Source organism: Chryseobacterium sp. PvR013 (assembly GCF_017833095.1).
GTDB classification, from domain to species: Bacteria; Bacteroidota; Bacteroidia; order Flavobacteriales; family Weeksellaceae; genus Chryseobacterium; species Chryseobacterium culicis_A.
This window is the reverse complement of record NZ_JAFIBT010000001.1, coordinates 3,018,343-3,037,945: the sequence shown is the minus strand read 5'-3', so window position 1 is coordinate 3,037,945 and position 19,603 is coordinate 3,018,343. Positions and strand designations below refer to the sequence as shown.

General features: G+C 35.9%; 15 protein-coding genes. 10 read left to right on the top strand and 5 right to left on the bottom strand.

The genetic code is table 11. The features are described from left to right. Positions 1-216: 216 nt before the first annotated feature. Positions 217-738 carry a GNAT family N-acetyltransferase gene (locus JOE44_RS13825; RefSeq protein ID WP_209786027.1) on the bottom strand — a complete coding sequence of 174 codons (522 nt, stop codon included), beginning with the start codon at positions 736-738 and terminating at the stop codon, positions 217-219. Positions 739-908: 170 nt separating this feature from the next. Here JOE44_RS13825 and JOE44_RS13820 point away from each other — a divergent pair, with 170 nt between their 5' ends. From JOE44_RS13820 to JOE44_RS13805, 4 genes are all read left to right on the top strand, one after another. Beyond that, positions 909-1,787: an EamA family transporter gene (locus JOE44_RS13820; protein WP_209786026.1), complete on the top strand. Its 879-nt coding sequence runs from the start codon at positions 909-911 to the stop codon at positions 1,785-1,787. Between the two features lie 13 nt (positions 1,788-1,800). Further along, the gene (locus tag JOE44_RS13815; protein WP_209786025.1) at positions 1,801-2,883 is read left to right on the top strand and encodes a PorV/PorQ family protein; all 1,083 of its coding nucleotides are present in this window, start codon (positions 1,801-1,803) and stop codon (positions 2,881-2,883) included. Positions 2,884-2,894: 11 nt separating this feature from the next. Then, positions 2,895-3,638 carry a hypothetical protein gene (locus JOE44_RS13810; RefSeq protein WP_209786024.1) on the top strand — a complete coding sequence of 248 codons (744 nt, stop codon included), beginning with the start codon at positions 2,895-2,897 and terminating at the stop codon, positions 3,636-3,638. Between the two features lie 76 nt (positions 3,639-3,714). After that, on the top strand, positions 3,715-6,579 hold the full coding sequence (locus tag JOE44_RS13805) for a T9SS type A sorting domain-containing protein (RefSeq protein WP_209786023.1): 2,865 nt from the start codon (positions 3,715-3,717) through the stop codon (positions 6,577-6,579). A 394-nt stretch (positions 6,580-6,973) separates the two neighbouring features. On the opposite strand, the gene uvrC is transcribed toward JOE44_RS13805, so the two are convergent. Both uvrC and JOE44_RS13795 read right to left on the bottom strand, forming a co-directional pair. Then, complete coding sequence (uvrC, locus tag JOE44_RS13800) at positions 6,974-8,767, bottom strand: excinuclease ABC subunit UvrC (RefSeq protein ID WP_209786022.1); 1,794 nt, start codon at positions 8,765-8,767, stop codon at positions 6,974-6,976. 85 nt (positions 8,768-8,852) lie between these two features. Next, positions 8,853-9,614, bottom strand: coding sequence for a hypothetical protein (locus JOE44_RS13795; protein ID WP_209786021.1), 762 nt, complete (start codon positions 9,612-9,614; stop codon positions 8,853-8,855). A gap of 129 nt (positions 9,615-9,743) precedes the next feature. Here JOE44_RS13795 and hutH point away from each other — a divergent pair, with 129 nt between their 5' ends. The 4 genes from hutH to JOE44_RS13775 all read left to right on the top strand — a co-directional run bounded on the left by hutH (position 9,744) and on the right by JOE44_RS13775 (position 13,791). Then, the gene (gene hutH, locus JOE44_RS13790) at positions 9,744-11,237 is read left to right on the top strand and encodes a histidine ammonia-lyase (protein ID WP_209786020.1); all 1,494 of its coding nucleotides are present in this window, start codon (positions 9,744-9,746) and stop codon (positions 11,235-11,237) included. 75 nt (positions 11,238-11,312) lie between these two features. Beyond that, positions 11,313-11,690 carry a DUF2059 domain-containing protein gene (locus tag JOE44_RS13785; RefSeq protein WP_209786019.1) on the top strand — a complete coding sequence of 126 codons (378 nt, stop codon included), beginning with the start codon at positions 11,313-11,315 and terminating at the stop codon, positions 11,688-11,690. A gap of 81 nt (positions 11,691-11,771) precedes the next feature. Continuing rightward, on the top strand, positions 11,772-12,218 hold the full coding sequence (locus JOE44_RS13780; RefSeq protein ID WP_209786018.1) for a GNAT family N-acetyltransferase: 447 nt from the start codon (positions 11,772-11,774) through the stop codon (positions 12,216-12,218). A 91-nt stretch (positions 12,219-12,309) separates the two neighbouring features. Next, a complete protein-coding gene (locus tag JOE44_RS13775; RefSeq protein ID WP_209786017.1) occupies positions 12,310-13,791 on the top strand; it encodes a S8 family serine peptidase in 1,482 nt (493 codons plus the stop codon). A 78-nt stretch (positions 13,792-13,869) separates the two neighbouring features. Here JOE44_RS13775 and ygiD read toward each other — a convergent pair whose 3' ends face one another. Continuing rightward, positions 13,870-14,697 carry a 4,5-DOPA dioxygenase extradiol gene (gene ygiD, locus JOE44_RS13770; RefSeq protein ID WP_209786016.1) on the bottom strand — a complete coding sequence of 276 codons (828 nt, stop codon included), beginning with the start codon at positions 14,695-14,697 and terminating at the stop codon, positions 13,870-13,872. Between the two features lie 80 nt (positions 14,698-14,777). Next, the gene (locus JOE44_RS13765; RefSeq protein WP_034693303.1) at positions 14,778-15,290 is read right to left on the bottom strand and encodes a YceI family protein; all 513 of its coding nucleotides are present in this window, start codon (positions 15,288-15,290) and stop codon (positions 14,778-14,780) included. Between the two features lie 929 nt (positions 15,291-16,219). On the opposite strand from JOE44_RS13765, the gene JOE44_RS13760 reads away from it, so the two are divergent. Together JOE44_RS13760 and JOE44_RS13755 are read left to right on the top strand one after the other, a co-directional pair. Then, the gene (locus JOE44_RS13760) at positions 16,220-18,358 is read left to right on the top strand and encodes a S9 family peptidase (protein ID WP_209786015.1); all 2,139 of its coding nucleotides are present in this window, start codon (positions 16,220-16,222) and stop codon (positions 18,356-18,358) included. A 219-nt stretch (positions 18,359-18,577) separates the two neighbouring features. Continuing rightward, positions 18,578-19,603 (top strand): Atu2307/SP_0267 family LLM class monooxygenase, encoded by a 1,026-nt coding sequence (locus tag JOE44_RS13755; protein ID WP_209786014.1) that lies wholly within the window; start codon positions 18,578-18,580, stop codon positions 19,601-19,603.

Sequence of the window (19,603 nt, the reverse complement as noted above, 5' to 3'; positions counted from 1 at the left end):
GTTTAATTATTTGGTTTCTAGTAAATTGTGAATTTTTTAACTAAAAAATATTTTTAAATAATTTATATTTTTTCTAACTTTACATTAGAGTAACAGAGGTGATATTCTCTGCAAAATACTCTAAGTTCCTAGTTTATTTTTTTAATAGTTTATTATTTGAAGGCCCTGAAAGTTTAACAAATTTTCAGGGTTTTTTTATTACTGTGTGTGCAATAATTAGTAATACTTTCTATATTCTACAATATTCAGGTCCATAAGATGATTCTTGTTTTTTTTATATTTTTTAGCAGGAATAAAACCTAATTTTTCCGGAATTTTTCTGCTGGCTATATTTTCTTCATCTACAGGATATAAAATATACTTAAAAGTGAAATTCTTTTCCAGAAACTCTATGAGGGCTTTTATGATTTCAGTTCCCAATCCTTTTCCTTGAGAACTCTTTTTTAGCCATAGACCAAGCTCAACAGATTCTTTTGTTATATTATGGATACCACAACATCCTGCAAAGTCACCATCAGAGTCCAGGGCAACCATTACCAGATCTGTGTTTTGTAATAAAGTTCTTTTTGATTCATTAACAAAAGTGATTATATCCTGTCTGCTACCTTGCGGGTCAAAAGGCATGTATCTGGTAACCTCATTGGTAAAATGTTCTAAAATATCATCTATGTATAAGTCTTTAACAGGTCGTAAGACCAGACGTTTTGTTTTGATTTCAATAGTTGGACTTAATATCATATTGTAATTCTGATGTTTTGATTAAATGAATAGAAAAGGGTCTGTATTAGGTGAAAAACTATTAAAAACTTTATTTATCATCTTTTTATTAATGTAAATTTATATTTTTTGTAAGATTTATAAAAGCGTATTTGTAAATTTGCACGTTAAAAATTCTAAGGAGATAGGTTATGCATAAATTGGCGCTTTTCAGGTTACACTTAATTGTATTTTTGTGGGGGTTCACCGCAATTTTAGGAAAATTGATTCATGCCAATGCACAGATTCTTGTGTTTTACAGAATGTTGTTTGCTTCTATTTTTCTTTTTGTATTTATCCGGGTTTTTAAGAAGGATAGCATAAAGGTTTCAAAAAAGATATTTTTTCAACTGGCAGCAATAGGTTTGGCTATGGCGCTCCATTGGTACTGTTTCTTTTACTCTATTAAGGTCTCGAATGTTTCCATTGCATTGAGCTGTCTTTCATTATCCACACTTTTTGCCTCCATTCTGGAACCTATTATTTTCAAAAGAAAAATTGATGTATCGGAAGTGGTGATGGGAACGGTTATCGTTGCCTGTATATTATTAATCTTTAAGACCGAGTTTCATTTCAAAGAGGGTATTATTTATGGAATTCTTTGCGCAGTATTTGGAACAATTTTTTCGGTTTTTAATGGTAAAATGTTTGGTAAAACAAGTTCAGGAAACATTATTTTTTATGAAATATTCTGTGGTTGGTTCATTTTAATGGTATTTTATTTGCTTTCGGGGCAAATTTTTCAAATGAATGAAATAAACTACCGGGATTTGGCGTTAATATGCTTGTTAGCCAGTGTTTTTACCGCTTTTCCCATGCTGGAATCGGTGAATTTAATGAAATATATATCACCCTTTACTTTAATTTTAACAGTTAATTTAGAACCTGTTTACGGAATTATACTAGCTTTTTTTATCTTTGGGGAATCAGAACATATGAGCCCTATATTTTATGTGGCTTCAGGTGTTATGATACTGGCAATCATTGTAAATGGATTAATTAAAGCCAGAAAAACTAAAAACTTAAACTAAGCATCAAATTTATATGATGAAAAAATATTTTTTACTTGCATTTTCACTGCTGTTTGGGCTTTCTCAATCTCAGATTATCAGGAAATATTCCAATGAATTTTTAAATATCGGAGCCGGAGCAAGAGGACTTGCAATGGGAGGGGCAGTAATCACCAATCAGGATGATGTATATTCTCCCATGTGGAACCCTGCAGGTTTAATGTCTATTGAAAGAGACTGGCAAGGAGCAGCAATGCACGCTGAGTACTTTGAGTCTATCGCAAAATATGATTATCTGGCATACGCAAAAGTGCTTGAAGAAGGTGTTTTTGGTGTTTCTGTGGTAAGACTTGGAGTAGATAATATTTTGAATACAACCCAAATGATCGATTCTGAAGGGAATATTGATTATGATAAAATCACAAAATTCTCTCAATCCGATTATGCAGCCATTCTTTCTTATGCATTCAGGCCTGGTGGAAACCCTAAACTGGATGTGGGAGTAAATGCAAAGATTGTCTACAGAAATGTGGGTAAATTTGCAAACGGTTATGGATTCGGTTTTGATGTGGGAGCTACTTATAAAGCTGATAACGGATGGAAGTTCGGAGGTATGGTGAGAGATATTACCACTACGGTAAACTTCTGGACAATTAACCAGAAAGAACTTTCTACTGTTGTAAACGGAGAAGAGTTCAACCCTGCTCCGAAAGATAAACTGGAACTTACCATGCCTAAACTTAATGTGGGTGCCAGCAAATTATTCGAAATCAATAGCAGTGTGTACGTCTTACCGGAGGCAGGTTTGAATGTGGATTTTGCAAAGACAGCATCATTGATTTCCACAGATTTTGCAAGTATCAGCCCGTATGCCGGAGCTGAACTAGGGTATCAGAAAATGATTTTTGTAAGATTAGGGATTAACAGATTCCAGTCTATTACAGATATAGAAGATCTTAAAAGAAAAGTTTCTTTCCAGCCAAGTGCAGGTCTTGGAATTAGATACAGAGGGCTTACACTGGATTATGCGATTACGAATTCCGGGATAGGCGGATCTAATTTCTATTCCAACTTCTTCTCATTGAAACTGGATATGGGAGCATTCAGAAACGATTAAAATTTAAAAAAATGAAAAAGTTATCAATGCTGATGTTGGCAGTATGCTCAACAATTGCTTTCGCACAAAAGATTTCAGATTACAAATACATTGCAGTTCCTGAAAAATTTGAAACATTTGGGGAAGATTATGGTTTGAAAGGCTTTTTGACCAAAGCTTTGGCCGGGAAAAAGTATATAGTCCTTCCTATCATTAAAGATAACTGGCCTTCAGAAGCTAAAGGTAATTTCTGTAACGTGGTTACTGCTGATCTCCTTAATGATAAAAATTTATTTAAAAATAAAGTAATACTCCAGTTTAAGGATTGTAATAATAATATGATTCTGGAATCTAAAGGAGGGTCAAGAATTAAAGAATTTGAAGAAGGATTGCAGGATGCTTTAAGAGAGGCTTTGATTAAAGTACCGGTTTCCAATCCGGTTGCGCTCTTACCAGCATCTAATAATACTGCTCAGCATACATCTCCTGAACCTGTAGCGTCTGTAGCATCTACAGTAACCCCTGAAGCCAATAATTACTCAAACGGGAAAATGGATCTTCAGAAAATCCAGATTGATTCCAATCAGTTTATTTTAGCAAAGTCTGGTAGTTCTGTACCGTTTGCGGTTTTCAAAGCAACATCAAAGAACTCTGTTTTCCTTGTAAAACTGGCTGATGGAAATACAACTGTTGGATATTTTGAAAATGGAAATATTGTGATCGATATTCCACAGACTGACGGAAGATATTCCAAAGAAGTTTTTACAGCAAAATAATTTACATCAATAATAAAAAAATATTATCCTTAATTCATAACTTTTTAGAATTAAGGATTTATTTTAACTAATAGCTATGAAAAAAGTTTACATTTCTATATTGGCAATACTGTCAGTATTTTCGAGCGCACAAAGTGTATTTAATACCCAATTAAACGAAATTAATTTTGGAGCTTCCAGTGATCCTGATAATTTTATAAAATTCAATAATCATATTCTTTTCACAGCCACCAAGTCTACAGAGGAAGGAAGGGAACTGTGGAGCTTTGATCCGGGTACTCAAAAATCAATTCTGCTGAAGAATGTTTTTCCGGGATACAGTATTGGGATGGCGGGAGATCCGTCTTTTATGAGGCTCAATAATAAAATTTACTTTATTGCTGTACAAAGCAATAGTTCGTCCAATAATCAGCTTTGGGTTACAGACGGAACCCCAGTAGGAACATCCAAGGTAAAAGATCTGAATTTTGAGTTTTCGGTAGCTGCAAATGCTGCGGTTGGAAATAATATCTTTTTCTACCACCACAATGAACTTTGGTCTTACAATACCGCTACAGATAGCCTGCAGCTATTAAAAACATTTCAATATTCCGGTGATGTAAAAATGTATACCATGAATAATACTTTGTTCCTGGCAGCAGATGATGGCACACACGGAAAAGAGATATGGAAATCAGATGGAACCATTGCCGGAACATCTTTATTAAAGGATATTGTTCCCAATGCGGGTGGAAGTATTAATGGCGATTTTAAAGCACTGATTTTTAAAAATAAACTATACTTCGTTGTTAATCTTGGAACAGGAACAGCGGGATATGAATTATATTCAACAGATGGAACAGAAGCGGGAACAGTATCCATAAAATCTGTAGGTTATCCGCAGCTGGAAGGAGCTGCTGTTGATGATTATTTTGTTTTTACAGGATTTGATGTAGCAAATGGCTATGAACCATGGGTTTCTGACGGAACAACGGCAGGAACTTATCTGTTGAAAAATCTAATTCCTGGAGCTACAAGTTCTATGGCAATGAAGAAATTTGTAAAATATAATAACAAAATATTCTTTGAAAGTAGTGCCAACGGTGTTAACGCAGCGTATGGTAATTATATCTGGGAAACAGATGGTACAGAAGCCGGAACTGTTCTCTTCAATACGCACGCAGGAGCTTTGATTCATGGGAATAGTTCAGATAGTAATCATTTGATTCTTACGATGGCTAATTATGGAAACAGATATTGGGTAGTGAATGGAAATTCTTCACAAAGTTTTGAGATTACAGGACTTGGAATGCCAAATAATAATAGTTTTGTAGACCTGAATTCTAAAATTTATCTTACCGGAAATACCCCAAAATATGGCACTGAACTATTTTCACTAAATCCGGTGACCCATCAGACTGCGATGGCTTCGGACATCAGTAGATTTGAAAGTTCTTTGCCTCATGCATTTCAGATACTGAATGATGATCTTATTTTCATTGCGACAGACAGACAGTATAACAGCCAGATTTATAAGAGAAATAAAATCACACAGCAGATTGAGAGAATATCCAGCTTTGGAGGAAATTCGTTTATAGGTATGGGCAGTGACTTTAATGATAATTTCATTAAAGTAGGAAACTATCTTTATACTCCCGAAGCAGCTTACAGAACAGATGGTACAGAAGCCAATACTTTGTCAATATCATCCCCCAATATTACCAGCAGGGTACCGTATACCAGCTTGAATGATAATACATTGCTTTTTGCCGGATATAATAATGTGGTAGGAACTGAACTTTGGAAGATTGATAATACTTCCAATACTGTTAGTATGGTCAAAGATATTTCCCAGGATAATATGGGAAGTCTTTATTCCGTAGATTCAAAAACTGCAATACTGAATGGTTTTGCTTATTTTGTGGCAAAAGATAATGGAAAATTGGGGATCTGGAAAACAGATGCTACTGAAGCCAATACCCAAAAGGTACTACAGTTCTCCTATCAGGATGGTACAGATGGAGATATTAAGGTGCTGAATGCTTTTAATAATAAATTATTCTTTACAAAACAACAGGAAAATACTCCTACGAATTACAGCTCCGGGCAAAACGAACTTTGGATTTCAAACGGTGATCAGGCATCTGCTATATTACTGAAATCTTACGCTGCTCCTTATGGCTCTTCAAGTATTGCGAGAGAAACAATAATATTTAATAATAAGCTTTTTTATGTCACTGCAGGTTATCCTTCCCCAGCGCTGCATTCTACAGATGGAACAGTTGCAGGGACAGAACAGATATTAGCGGGAAACTTTTTGGGTGATGTAAAATTTAAAAAATGTGGAAATCAGTTATTTTTTACCAATAACAATAGTACACAGTTGTGGAAAACAGATGGAACTGCAAATGGCACATCTGATTTGTCCCAAAATTTTTCTTCAGTGAAAGATATGACGTGTGCCAACAATTATCTTTACTTTCTTAATGGGGATTCCCAAAAGGTATGGAAAAGTGACGGTATTTCAACTTCTCCGATGGATATTTTTGTGACAAACGATGATAGCCAGCTGTTGGTTAATGAAAATATTCAAAAAATGGGAACAGATGGTGAAAAATTATTTCTGACCATTAATACGAAAGAACATGGAAGTGAATTGTATATAGTGACTGATTCACTGCCTGTTTATCTGGCAACCCATGAAATATCCGGCGCAGAGATTAAAAAAGAAAATGCAGATCTGCAGATTTATCCTAATCCTGTTTCAGAATATTTTTCAATAAAACTGAACGAAAATTCTAAAATAGAAAACGTGAAAATTTTTGATGCCTCCGGAAAGCTTGTGAAGAATATTATAGATAATCATAAAAATATTAATGTAGCAGAACTTCCATCAGGAATATATTTTGTTAAGTTAAAAACAGCTAAAGGAGAATATTTGGGTAAGATTATAAAAAAATAATACGTGTAAAAGGCTCTTGAAAAAGAGCCTTTTATAATATATATGTTGATGTGTTTTTCATTTTTTGAAAATTTGAACATAGTCTCCTACAAAGAGGGAGGTAACCTGAGTATTCAAATGCTAAATGAGAATGTGAAAAAGATTTACAAAAAGAGAAAAATTTTCACAGTATTATTGTTATTAGTTGATATTACTAATTTATGAAAAAAACACATATAATACTATTTGTTAGCAAAATATTTATTTTTTTAACGTTTTTTATTATTGTGTTTTCTTTGTGTTAAAGGAATTGTTGGTTTTTGTCCCTAAATGAGAAAATGGGAAATGAATATAAAATGTTGTAAAAATAGTAGGTTTTATTTGTGAAAATTTAACTGTTGGATTACAAATATTATCAAGGAGCATTAAAAAACTCCCAAATTACTTTAGCCTTACTTTTCCCTAAAATTTCCTCCAGAGTTTCCAGATTGGCTTCCTTGATACGTTTTACAGACTTTAACTTAGACAGAAGCAGTTCAATAGTTTTTTCTCCCACACCGGGAATTTCTTCCAACTCAGATTTTATAGTAGAATTTTTCCTTCTTGTTCTGTGGTGTTTTACCCCGAATCGGTGAGCTTCGTCACGGACACGCTGAAGGATTTTCAACGTTTCAGATTTTTTATCAAGATATAAAGGAATAGAATCTTCAGGGAAGAAAATTTCTTCCAGTCTTTTGGCAATACCTACAATGGTAATCTTGCCATAAAGTCCCAATAATCTCAGGCTCTTTACAGCAGAAGACAGCTGCCCCTTTCCTCCATCAATCAGAATCAGCTGAGGAAGATCTTCACCTTCATCAAGCATCCTTTTATAACGGCGGTAGATCACTTCTTCCATAGTTGCAAAATCGTTCGGTCCTTCCACTGTTTTCGGATGGAAAATTCTGTAATCTGCCTTGCTAGGTCTTCCATCTTTGAAAACAACACATGCTGACACAGGATTGGTACCCTGAATGTTTGAGTTATCAAAACCTTCAATATGTCTTGGCTCTACAGGCATTCTCAGAAGTTTCTGCATCTCGGCCATGATTCTGTTGGTATGTCTTTCAGGATCTATAATCTGAACCTGTTTCAGCTTTTCCAGACGATATTCTTTAGCATTCTTTTCAGAAAGCTCTACAATTCTTTTCTTATCTCCTACTTTAGGAACAATCAATTTTACATTCGGGATTTCTACAGACAAATGGAAGGGTAAAAGGACTTCTTTAGAATCAGAAGAAAATTTCTGACGGATTTCTATTAATGCTTCTTCCAGAATATCTTCATCCGTTTCTTCGAGAATCTTTTTGATCTCAGTAGTAAAACTCTGGATAATATTTCCATTTCTGATTTTAAAGAAATTGACATAAGCAGCCGTTTCATCACTGGTCATCCCAAAAACATCCACATCATCAATATTCGGATTCACTACCGTGTTTTTAGCCTGATAATCTTCCAAGATATCCAGTCTTTCCTTAATAATCTGAGCTTGTTCAAACTGAAGATTGGAAGCCAGTTTCATCATCTGATTCACCAGATAATCTTTTGCTTTCCGGAAATCTCCTTTGATAATCCCGCGGATGGCATCTATTTTTTCATCATACTCTTCCTTACTTTCCAGATCTTCGCATGGTCCTTCACAGTTTTTAATATGATACTCCAGGCAGACCTTGTATTTTCCTTCTGCAATCTTGGCTGGAGAAAGATTCAGGTTACAGGTTCTGAGTTTGTAAATATGTTTGATTGTGTCTAATAAAATCTTTGCAGGGCGCACCTTTGCATAGGGACCGTAATATTCTGATCCGTCTTTAATGACATTTCTTGTCAGGAAAATTCTTGGAAAATCTTCATTTTTAATACAAATCCATGGATAAGTTTTATCATCCTTCAGCATGACATTATAAAACGGCTGATGCTCCTTAATCAGGTTGTTTTCCAATAAAAGCGCATCATATTCACTGTTTACAATGGTTGTTTCCAGTCGCTGGATTTTGCTGACCATTATTTTGATTCTGTATCCGGAAAGATTTTTATTGAAGTAGGAAAGAACCCTTTTTTTAAGATTTTTAGCTTTCCCAACATACAAAAGCTGTTCATTCTTATCATAATAACGATAAACGCCGGGTTCGGATGGTAAGGTTTTGAGCTGTAGTTCTAAAGAAGGATTCATATAACAAAATTAAGGAAACTTTCCCTATTTAAAAAAGAAAAACCTGCAGAGAATCTACAGGCTTTATTGTATGGTTCAAAGGATTTTATCCGTTAGTCATTGTAGTGTACTCATTGACAAGAAAACTGAAGTAATCCCATTCCACAGAGTTTTTAGGATACTTTTTCATGAAATCCTGATTATCTCCAAAAAGGAAATCATAATTATCTTCAAAATCATCTTTATGCAGCCACATTACTTTGTTGCCCTTTTTTACATAATAAGATTTGATAACCCCGCCTCCAAGTTGTGGAGAACCCATTACAGAAAAACCTGTTGTTTCTTTAGCTCTGGGATCGTGGTATACTGAAATAATATCATCAAAACCAGGATTGATAACCTGCATCAGGAATTCCTTATCATCTTTTTTATTCTTTAGAGAAACCGTCTGATTCACAAAATAAATTCTGTCATTATTGGTGTTTTTAGTCAGCTTCTTAGTTCCGAAGTTTCTGATGTTCCCCATGTATTTGGCCACTTTTGCAATTTTTTCAGCATTGCTTGGATATACATACATTTCGTTGATCTGATCAGCATTGAATGTAGTATTCTTCTTGGTAACACTGTCTTTGATAGCTACTTCGTAAATCTGTCCTTTTTTAGTTTCGATCTTGTTACAGAATCCTTTGTAGGTAGTTCCGTCTTTCAGGAGAATCGTAGAAGTTTTCTTAGGAGATGGACTATTGAAACCTTCATTAAAAAGATAAGTTTCCATTTTTTTGATATCCTCTTTAGAATATTTTACTTTCTGGGCGAAAGCAGTTGTGCTTGCTACACATACGGCAAGGAATAGAGTTTTCAGTCTCATGTTATTGTTTTTAATTTTCGGGGCTAAAAATAGTAAATTAATTCGCTTGTTTTATAAAAATATAGAAGATTAAAATTTAGCTTTTCCAATTATTGTTAAATGCGTAATTTTAAAGAAATTTTTTTAGAAATGATATACGGAGTAGATGTTTTTACTTTCCATGATGTTCTGGAAATATGTAAAAAACCTAATAAAGCCAAGCTGAACAAAGCAGCAAAAGAACAAATTTTAAAATCTCAGAAAAACGTACAGAAAATAGTAGAGTCAGACAGATGTGTATATGGAATCAATACCGGGTTCGGACCATTATGTGATACTAAAATTTCAGCTGACGAAACCGCCCAGTTACAATATAACCTGATTATTTCCCATGCGGTGGGAGTAGGAAAGCCTATTGATAAAGAACTTTCCAAGATCATGATGATTGCTAAAGTACATGCTCTTTCGAAAGGATTTTCAGGAGTTTCCCTGGAAGTTATTGAAAGAATGATCCTGATGCTTGAAAAAGATATCATCCCGGTGGTTCCTGAACAGGGATCTGTAGGAGCTTCAGGAGATCTTGCTCCGTTAGCACATCTGGTATTGCCTTTATTGGGGTTAGGACAGGTTTGGGAAGGAGATAAGGTTTCTGAAACAATGGAAGTGCTGAAAAAACATGACCTTGAACCATTAGCATTAGGCCCAAAAGAAGGGTTGGGATTAATCAACGGTACACAGTTTATCCTTGCTCATGCAATCAAAGGACTTGAAAAATTTGAGTATTTACTAGACCTTGCTGATATGACAGCTGCTATGAGTATTGAAGCTTACAGAGGTTCAGAAAGCCCTTTTAAAAAAGAACTTCATGAGATCAGACCTTTTGAAGGAAGTAAAAAAGTGGCGGCAAGAATGGTTAAATTCCTGAAAGGATCAGAAAATATGAAAGCTCACGAAGATTGTGAGAGAGTTCAGGATCCTTACTCTATGAGATGTGTGCCACAGGTTCACGGAGCCAGCAGAAATGCTTTTGAACACCTTAGAGGGATGGCAGAAACAGAATTGAATTCTGTAACAGATAATCCGATTGTATTAAGTGCCGAAGAATCTATTTCAGGTGGAAACTTCCACGGGCAGCTGATGGCATTGCCTTTAGATTATGCTACATTAGCCGCAGCAGAATTAGGGAATATTTCAGATAGAAGAAGCTATTTATTGTTAGAAGGAAAATACGGTCTTCCAAGATTATTGACCGAAAGCTCAGGATTAAATTCCGGATTTATGATTCCTCAGTATACATCAGCAGCTTTGGTGACAGAAAATAAAACATTATGTTTCCCTGCATCAGCAGACTCTATTCCTACAAGTTTAGGGCAGGAGGATCACGTTTCTATGGGAAGTATTTCAGGAAGAAAATTTAATCAGGTTCTTGGAAATCTTGTGAACATTCTGTCTGTTGAGCTGATGTTTGCCGCCCAGGGACTTGAATTCAGAAGACCCGCGAAATGCTCTAAAGTGATTGAAGAAAACTTTACGATTCTTCGTTCTAAAGTTGCAAAACTTGAAGACGACCGACTGATCGGTAAAGATATGCTGGCAATTGCAGAGTTGATCAATGAGAGAAAGTTTATTGTTGATGTAAAATAAGAAATGAGAAAGGCGATTATTTTATGTTTCTTTTTGCTGGGGATAAATGCTTTTTCTCAGTCAAATGAAGCAAAATTGAAAGAACTGATTACTTTAACAAGATCAGATAAGATGTTGTCTATAGCTTTTCAACAATTTATGGATCATTATAACAATAGGTATAAAGATTTACCGGATAGTTTTTGGGATGAGTTTAAAAAAGACATGTCTCTAGAGAAAATTTTTGCGTTGTACATTCCTGTCTATAAAAAGTATTTTACAGATTCGGACGTTGATGAGCTCATTAAATTTTATAAAACTCCGGCAGGTCAGAAAATGATTGAAAATATGCCCAACTTAATGAATGATTCAATGAAAATTGGAACTGATTATGCACAAGCATTAGATAAAAGGGTTAATGAAAAATTGAATAAACATTATCACTTTCAGGATCCACCTCCACCAGCTCCATAAAAATAAAGGCTTCCGAAAGGGAGCTTTTTGTTTTCCCAAATCTTTTAATTATTAAATTTTTTAATCTTTTAATCAAACAAAATGCACATACTAAGAACAGATTCCACCAACATAGATTTTCAAAAATTAGTAAAATCCCTAGATGCTGTTTTAGCTAAACATAATGGTGAAAACGATGGCTTCTTTGCTCAGTTCAATACAATTTATACCCTTAAAAACTGCGTAGTAGTTTACATAGATGGTATTCCTACAGCTTGCGGTGCATTCAAACCATTTTCAGAAGATGCGGTAGAAATAAAAAGAATGTTTACCCATCCGGAATTCAGAAAAAAAGGATTGGGCTCAGCAATTGTAAAAGAACTCGAAAACTGGGCATCCGAATTGAATTTTAAAAAAGCAGTATTGGAGACTTCTCAAGACCTTAAAAGTGCAATCTCTGTATACGAAAAAAGTGGTTTTTACAGAATACCAAATTATGGACAATACGTTGGAATAGAGCAAAGTGTCTGTTACGAGAAAGGATTGTAATTTAATATTCATGTAATGGTAAATTCTTTTTTTTTAAGTTTTTAATTCCCGTCAAAGTGTTATATTGTGGATCCAACCAAAATTATAACATATGAAAAAAACTGTATTCCTACTGGCAATATTTTTTGCCTTAAACTCGTGTTCCAGAGAAGAACTTCAGAACGAAAATGTAAAAACAGAAATGGCTCAGAAAGATCCGTTGACCGCAAAACAGATCAACGAAAGGATTAACCAGGCTATTAAAACGGATGGTACTTTCAATTGGAAGAATGAATCCGATCATTTCGTGTGGAGTGCTATTTTCCGCGGAAATAAAATGGTATCTATTGGTTTTGGAGCTTCTAAAGATGATTTCGACAGAAGTAAATCTCCAAACAGCAGCGATATGGAAAAAGAAGTTCTTTCTGTTATCAAAAAATATGAAGGAAAAGACGAAAGAAATTTCCTTCTTCTTTCAGATCAATATCTTAATCAGATGGATGTGGTGATTGAAAATGAAGAAACCATTACTGCTCTTCGACAAATGAAGAACATCCGATATGTAGAACCGGCAGACTATCATTATTTTGAGTTTGAAGCTCAATATAATGCTGCTGCAAAATCTTCAGGAAGTGGCTCATCAGGATGTGGATTTTCATCATCTACATTAAGTACGGCAGACTATACTTCAACCACTCCAAGTGCAAAAATTCCTTGGGCTTTCACAAAACATAGCATTCCTGAAGCATGGAGCTACAGCACAGGAGCAGGTGTTACCATCGGACTTATAGATACAGGAGTTTCTCCAGAACAGACTTTATTGGGAGGAAGCTTTAATAATGGTGCTTCTTCAGGAAGGACAATCAGCAAAGTGGGAGTGTATAACTCAGATGGATCCGGAGATCAGTGTGGGCACGGAACAAAAATGGCATCCGTAATGGCTGCTCCGAGAAATAATGCAGGGTTACCAGTGGGAGTTGCTTATAATGCCAATCTGATCGCCTACAGAGCAGCAGAAAATGTTGTTCTGGAAACTTCCAGTGAGCAGACCGCTGTAAAAACAGCATTTACAGAATTGGGTAACAACACTAATGTAAAGATCATCTCAATGTCAATGGGGCATATCTTTTCTGTCGGAAAAATTGAAGATGGTGTTAAATATGCTTACTCTAAAGGAAAACTAATTTTCTGTGCCGGAGGTACTTCTACCAGCTTTACCAGTTTTGTTGGGGTGATTTTCCCTGCATCAATGTCGGAAACTCAGGCGATAACAGGAGTAAAAGAAAATACATCCAATCAGAAATGTGATGTTTGCCATTCAGGAAGCCAGATTGATTTTACCTTTCAGATGGAGAGACCTTCAGGAAATACCGTTCCTGTATTGAGTTACTACAATGGACAGGCTGATTATGTGGGTGGTTCTTCTGTGGCTACGGCTGCTACAGCAGGAATTGCAGCTTTGGTTTGGGCTAAAAATCCATCATGGACGAGAGATCAGGTGCTTAATAAAATGAGACAGGCTGCTACCTATTATCCAAATGTTAATTCAAGCTATGGCTACGGAAATATCAATGTGTTAAAAGCAGTACAGTAAATAATACTATCATTATACAAGAAAAGGAAATATCTCGGCTGAGGTATTTCCTTTTTTATTTTTAATATCAAATTATGATTATCCAATCCTTACACTCGTCATGCTCAACGAGCCGCCGATAAGCTCATCGTTGAATAAAGTAAGCTCTTCAGACTGATCTTTCAGACCTAAAGTATACAATAAAGGAAGATAATGATCAGGGGTAGGAACAGCATACTGTAAGAAAGTTCCCTGTTTCTGATAATCAATGATATTCTGAAAATTACCATCAAGAAGCCAGTTGTTGGTTTTCTCTCTGGCTTCTACAGCCCAGTCCCAGCCAGCTCCTACTGTGTTTATATTTTTCCAGTCGATAAGACGGAGATTATGAACAATATTTCCGCTTCCTATAATCAGAATACCTTTTTCACGAAGCTTATTCAGTCTTTTGGCCAGATCATAATGATACTGCGGAGGTTTTGTATGATCAATACTCAGTTGAATCACAGGAATATCTGCATCAGGATACATATGCTTAATGACTGACCATGCCCCATGATCCAGCCCCCAGCTATGATCCTCTTCCACATCAATAGGAAGAAGGAGTTCTGCTGTTTCTTTTGCTAATTCCGGACTTCCCGGAGCAGGATACTGCACATCAAAAAGAGCTTTTGGAAACCCATAAAAATCATGGATGGTTTTCGGCATATCCATAGCGGTTACAAAAGTTCCGTCTGTATACCAATGGGCAGAAATACAAAGAATTGAATTGGGCTTAGGAATTTCTAAAGCCGCTTTTCGGAAACCCTGCACAAATTGATTCTCTTCAATGGCATTCATCGGTGAGCCGTGTCCAAGAAATAAAACAGGCATTCTCTGTGTGCGTTTAAAACCGTCGCTTATGTTTTGAAGATCATTGAGGTTCATAATATTGAAGATTATAAAAAATAAAAAAGGTTCAAGGCTTTTAGACAAATCCCTGAACCCTTTTAAATATATGTTATTTACTATGCTTGCTTTACAAACTGTAATTCACCAGCTACTTTTACATCATCACTTACCATTACACCTCCTGCCTCAAGAGCTGCATTCCAGTTTAATCCAAAATCTTTTCTGCTGATTTTCCCTTCAAAAGAGAAACCTGCTTTTGTATTTCCCCATGGATCTACATTAATTCCTCCGAAGTCTACATCAAGAGTTACAGGTTTTGTAATTCCATTGATGGTAAGATTTCCAACGATAGAATTGTTTAATGCCTGAGATTCAAAAGTGATTGTAGGATGTACTTCAGCATTGAAGAACTCCGCAGACTTTAAGTGATTGTCTCTGTCTGTATTGTTTGTGAATACAGAATCTGTTTGGATAGTAGCTGTAGTTTTTGCATTTGCAAAGAATTCATCTTCAGACTCAATTTCTGCAGTGAAAGTTCTGAAGCTTCCTTTTACGTTAGAGATCATCATGTGTTTTACTTTGAAAGTAATTTCACTATGCGTAGGGTCTAAAATCCATTTTGTTGCCATTGTATTTTGTATTTTTTGTTTGTTATTAATGATGCAAATTTAGGACAGAGTACCTATACAAGTCATTGATATAGGATAAGAAATGAGATTTTTTTTGTCAATCGTCAATTTTGCTTCGCAAGTGAACGGTGAATCTATTCCAACATCAAATTGACAAGCGCAGCGGATTGACAGTTCACGATTGACTCATTTAATAATCAATCGTCAATTTTGCTTCGCAAGTGAATGGTGGATCTACTCCAACATCAAATTGACAAGCGCAGCGGATTGACAGTTCACGATTGACTTATTTAACATTAATCGTCAATTTTGCTTCGCAAGTGAATGGTGAATCTATTCCAACATCAAATTGACAAGCGCAGCGGATTGACAGTTCACGATTGGCTCATTTAATAATCAATAGTCAATTTTGCTTCGCAAATGAATGGTGAATCTATTCCAACATCAAATTGACAAGCGCAGCGGATTGACAGTTCACGATTGACTCATTTAATAATCAATCGTCAATTTTGCTTCGCAAGTGAATGGTGAATCTATTCCAACATCAAATTGACAAGCAAAGCGGATTGACAGTTCACGATTGACTCATTTAATAATCAATCGTCAATTTTGCTTCGCAAATGAATGGTGAATCTATTCCAACATCAAATTGACAAGCGGAGCGGATTGACAGTTCACGATTGACTTATTTAACATTAATCGTCAATTTTGCTTCGCAAGTGAATGGTGAATCTACTCCAACATCAAATTGACAAGCGGAGCGGATTGACCATTCACCATTGACCTATTCTACTACCTATAAAAATCCACTATTAAGTTAAGAAATAATTTCTTATGAGTGCATAAATTCCATTTTATGAATGTTTTAATTTAACATTTCTTAACGGTTGGTTTTTATTTCTTATTTTTGGAGGATTCAATTTTATACAATGAAATTACATAAGTTTTCTTTATTAATGCTGGTTTTAGGCAGTTCAGCATTTGCCCAGACCCAGAAGTTTACCATGGCTGAGGCTGTAAATGGGATGAGAACCAACCTTGCTGTGAAAAATATTTCTCAATTTTCATGGGCTGCGGACGGAAAATCTTACATCCAGGCCGTAAAAGGCGGTTATCTGATTACGGATTTGAAAACCAACAAACAGGATACTCTGATCTCGCTGAGCCAACTGAACAGAAATCTTTCCAATGATAAGCTGAAGGCTGTTCCGGCAATCAAATTTACAGGAAATACCAATGGTTATTTTACGACAGGTGGCAAAATGTCATGGATTGAAAAATCTGGAAACGATTGGAAAGTAAAAAGTACAGCTGTAATTGATCAGGATGCAGCCAACGTAAAGATGTTTGGTGATGGTCAGACTTTTGCCTTCACAGCAAAGAATAATTTATTTGTAAACAGAAATGGAAAAACGATTGCTGTAACCAATGAAACCAATGAAAATATCATCAGTGGACAGGCTGTTCACAGAAATGAATTCGGAATTGATACCGGAATTTTCCCTGCTCCCAATTCTGAGAGCGTAGCATTCTATAAAATGGATCAGAGCATGGTAGCAGATTATCCGATTATCGATTGGTCTGTAACTCCAGCCGTTAACCATAATATTAAATACCCAATGGCTGGTAAGACTTCTCACCAGGTGACTTTAGGTGTTTTCAATATTAAAACCCAATCCACAACTTTCCTGAAAGTTGAAGGGGAAAAAGATCAGTATCTGACTGCTGTTACATGGAGTCCGGATTCAAAATACATTTTTGTAGGCGTTCTGAACAGAGGTCAGAATCATATGAAAATGAATCAATATGATGCTGCAACCGGAGAATTAGTGAAAACTTTATTCGAGGAAACAGACAGTAAATATGTTGAACCACAGCATCCGCTTACTTTCTTCCCGAATTCCAATACAGACTTTATCTGGCAGAGTCAGAGAACAGGATACAATCACCTGTTTCACTACAGTCTTGAAAAAGGTTTGGTATCACAGATCACAAAAGGAGACTGGCTGGTAACAGATATTTTAGGATTCAATGAAAAGAAAAAGGAAATCTATTTTACTTCTACAAAAGAAACTCCTTTAGAAAGACATTTGTATAGAATCAACTGGACGAACTTCAAAATGCAAAAACTGGACAATGCAGAAGGTATGCATATTGGAACACTGAGCAGTGACGGAAATTATCTGTATGATGCTTACAGCAACTCGAATTCACCAAGAATTGCCAATATTATTAATACGGCTAATTTAAAGACTACAAATATCCTTACTTCTGAAAACCCATTAAAGAATTACCAGAGACCGGAAATTAAAAATGTTGAGCTAAAAGCAGATGACGGAACTCCTTTGTATGGGAAAATCATTCTTCCAACAAATTTTGATCCGAATAAAAAATATCCCACCATTGTGTATCTGTACAACGGACCGCACTTACAGCTGATCACAAACAGCTTCCCGGCTTCAGGAAACCTTTGGTATGAATACATGGCTCAAAATGGATACATTATTTTCACCATGGACGGAAGAGGTTCTTCTAACCGTGGATTGAAGTTTGAGCAGGCAGTATTCAGAAATCTTGGAACTACAGAAATGAATGATCAGATGAAAGGAGTAGAGTATTTAAAATCTCTTTCTTATGTAGATGGTGACAAAATGGGAATCCATGGATGGAGCTTCGGAGGATTTATGACAACAAGTTTTATGCTTCGTAAGCCGGATGTATTCAAAGTAGGAGTAGCAGGAGGACCGGTAATCGACTGGAGCATGTACGAGATCATGTACGGAGAAAGATATATGGATACCCCACAGGAAAATCCACAGGGATATGCAGCAGCTAATCTTTTAGATAAAGTTCAGAATCTGAAAGGTAAATTACTGATGATTCACGGGGCGCAGGATGATGTGGTAGTATGGCAGCATTCTATAAAATTCATCAAGTCTGCGGTTGATAACGGAGTTCAGTTAGATTACTTTACGTATCCGGGACATCCTCATAATGTGATCGGAAAAGACAGGGTTCACCTGATGCAGAAGATTACAGATTATTTTGATTTATATCTGAAGAAATAATAATAGAATCCAGCCAGAACGGCTGGATTTTTTCTTGAATATTCCTTTAATATTATTATATAACTGTATTGAGATTGCTTCGCTTTGCTCGCAATGGCAATCCGTGTTATTAGTGATAAATTAGTGTTATTAGTGTTTAAAAAATACCCGTCGATCTTACCAAACATCAATGTTTTTGATTTTTCGTAGCCGTAATTTTGTATCACTAAAATCAACAATATGGAATTAGGAATAGGAATGTTCGGTGATCTGGCTTTTGACCAATCCACCGGAAAATATAGAGATGCAGGGACTAAGATTCGTGAAATATTAGATCAGGTAAAACTCATGGATGAGGTAGGGCTTGATGTGTTTGCAATGGGAGAACATCACCGTCCGGATTATGCTGTTTCCTCTCCGGAAATAGTATTGGCAGCGGCAGCAAGTATTACCAAAAATATAAAACTGGCCAGTGGCGTTACTGTTTTGAGTTCTTCGGAGCCGGTAAAAGTATATGAGGATTTTTCAACACTGGATTTGATTTCAGATGGAAGAGCAGAGATCTTTGTGGGACGTGGAAGTTTCATTGAATCATTTCCGTTGTACGGATACTCATTGAATGATTATGAGCAGCTATTTGACGAAAAATTAGAATTATTACTGAAAATCAATGCTGAGGAAAACGTAAGCTGGTCAGGGAAACTTCGTGCTCCAATGCAAAACCAAACCGTCTATCCACGAGCAAAAAATGATGGAAAACTTTCAATCTGGAGAGCTGTGGGAGGAACTCCGCAGTCTGTTTTAAGTGCAGCTCAATTGGGAATGCCTTTGGTGGTAGCTATTATTGGAGGAATGCCGATCCAGTTTAGAAATCTGATCGAATTCTATAAACAGGAATACCAAAAAGCGGGACATGATGTTTCGAAAATGCAGATCGCAATCCACTCCCATACTTTCGTGAGTGATGATCAAAAAGTGGTGGATGGGTATTTCCATAATTATAAATCCCAGATGGACAGGATTGGGGCTTCCAGAGGTTGGGCCCCTTACACAAAAGCACAGTATGATGGCGGAAGAAGCAAAGATGGAGCCTTATTTATCGGAAGCCCGGCAGAGGTGGCAGATAAAATTGCTTATATGAAGGAAATTTTCGGAATTACAAGATTTATCGGACATATGGATGTGGGAGATCCTGCTCATGAAGTGATGATGAAGTCTATTGAATTGTTTGGGAATGAAGTGAAGCCTGTTATAAAAGAGCTGTAA

What these genes read in the sequence shown, in the direction of transcription:
- JOE44_RS13805 (WP_209786023.1), top strand. Translation starts at nt 3,715, where the DNA reads ATGAAAAAAGTTTACATTTCTATATTGGCAATACTGTCAGTATTTTCG.
- JOE44_RS13775 (WP_209786017.1), top strand. Translation starts at nt 12,310, where the DNA reads ATGAAAAAAACTGTATTCCTACTGGCAATATTTTTTGCCTTAAACTCG.
- JOE44_RS13760 (WP_209786015.1), top strand. Translation starts at nt 16,220, where the DNA reads ATGAAATTACATAAGTTTTCTTTATTAATGCTGGTTTTAGGCAGTTCA.
- uvrC (WP_209786022.1), bottom strand. Translation starts at nt 8,767, where the DNA reads ATGAATCCTTCTTTAGAACTACAGCTCAAAACCTTACCATCCGAACCC.
- ygiD (WP_209786016.1), bottom strand. Translation starts at nt 14,697, where the DNA reads ATGAACCTCAATGATCTTCAAAACATAAGCGACGGTTTTAAACGCACA.
- JOE44_RS13810 (WP_209786024.1), top strand. Translation starts at nt 2,895, where the DNA reads ATGAAAAAGTTATCAATGCTGATGTTGGCAGTATGCTCAACAATTGCT.
- JOE44_RS13780 (WP_209786018.1), top strand. Translation starts at nt 11,772, where the DNA reads ATGCACATACTAAGAACAGATTCCACCAACATAGATTTTCAAAAATTA.
- hutH (WP_209786020.1), top strand. Translation starts at nt 9,744, where the DNA reads ATGATATACGGAGTAGATGTTTTTACTTTCCATGATGTTCTGGAAATA.
- JOE44_RS13795 (WP_209786021.1), bottom strand. Translation starts at nt 9,614, where the DNA reads ATGAGACTGAAAACTCTATTCCTTGCCGTATGTGTAGCAAGCACAACT.
- JOE44_RS13815 (WP_209786025.1), top strand. Translation starts at nt 1,801, where the DNA reads ATGATGAAAAAATATTTTTTACTTGCATTTTCACTGCTGTTTGGGCTT.
- JOE44_RS13825 (WP_209786027.1), bottom strand. Translation starts at nt 738, where the DNA reads ATGATATTAAGTCCAACTATTGAAATCAAAACAAAACGTCTGGTCTTA.
- JOE44_RS13765 (WP_034693303.1), bottom strand. Translation starts at nt 15,290, where the DNA reads ATGGCAACAAAATGGATTTTAGACCCTACGCATAGTGAAATTACTTTC.
- JOE44_RS13820 (WP_209786026.1), top strand. Translation starts at nt 909, where the DNA reads ATGCATAAATTGGCGCTTTTCAGGTTACACTTAATTGTATTTTTGTGG.
- JOE44_RS13755 (WP_209786014.1), top strand. Translation starts at nt 18,578, where the DNA reads ATGGAATTAGGAATAGGAATGTTCGGTGATCTGGCTTTTGACCAATCC.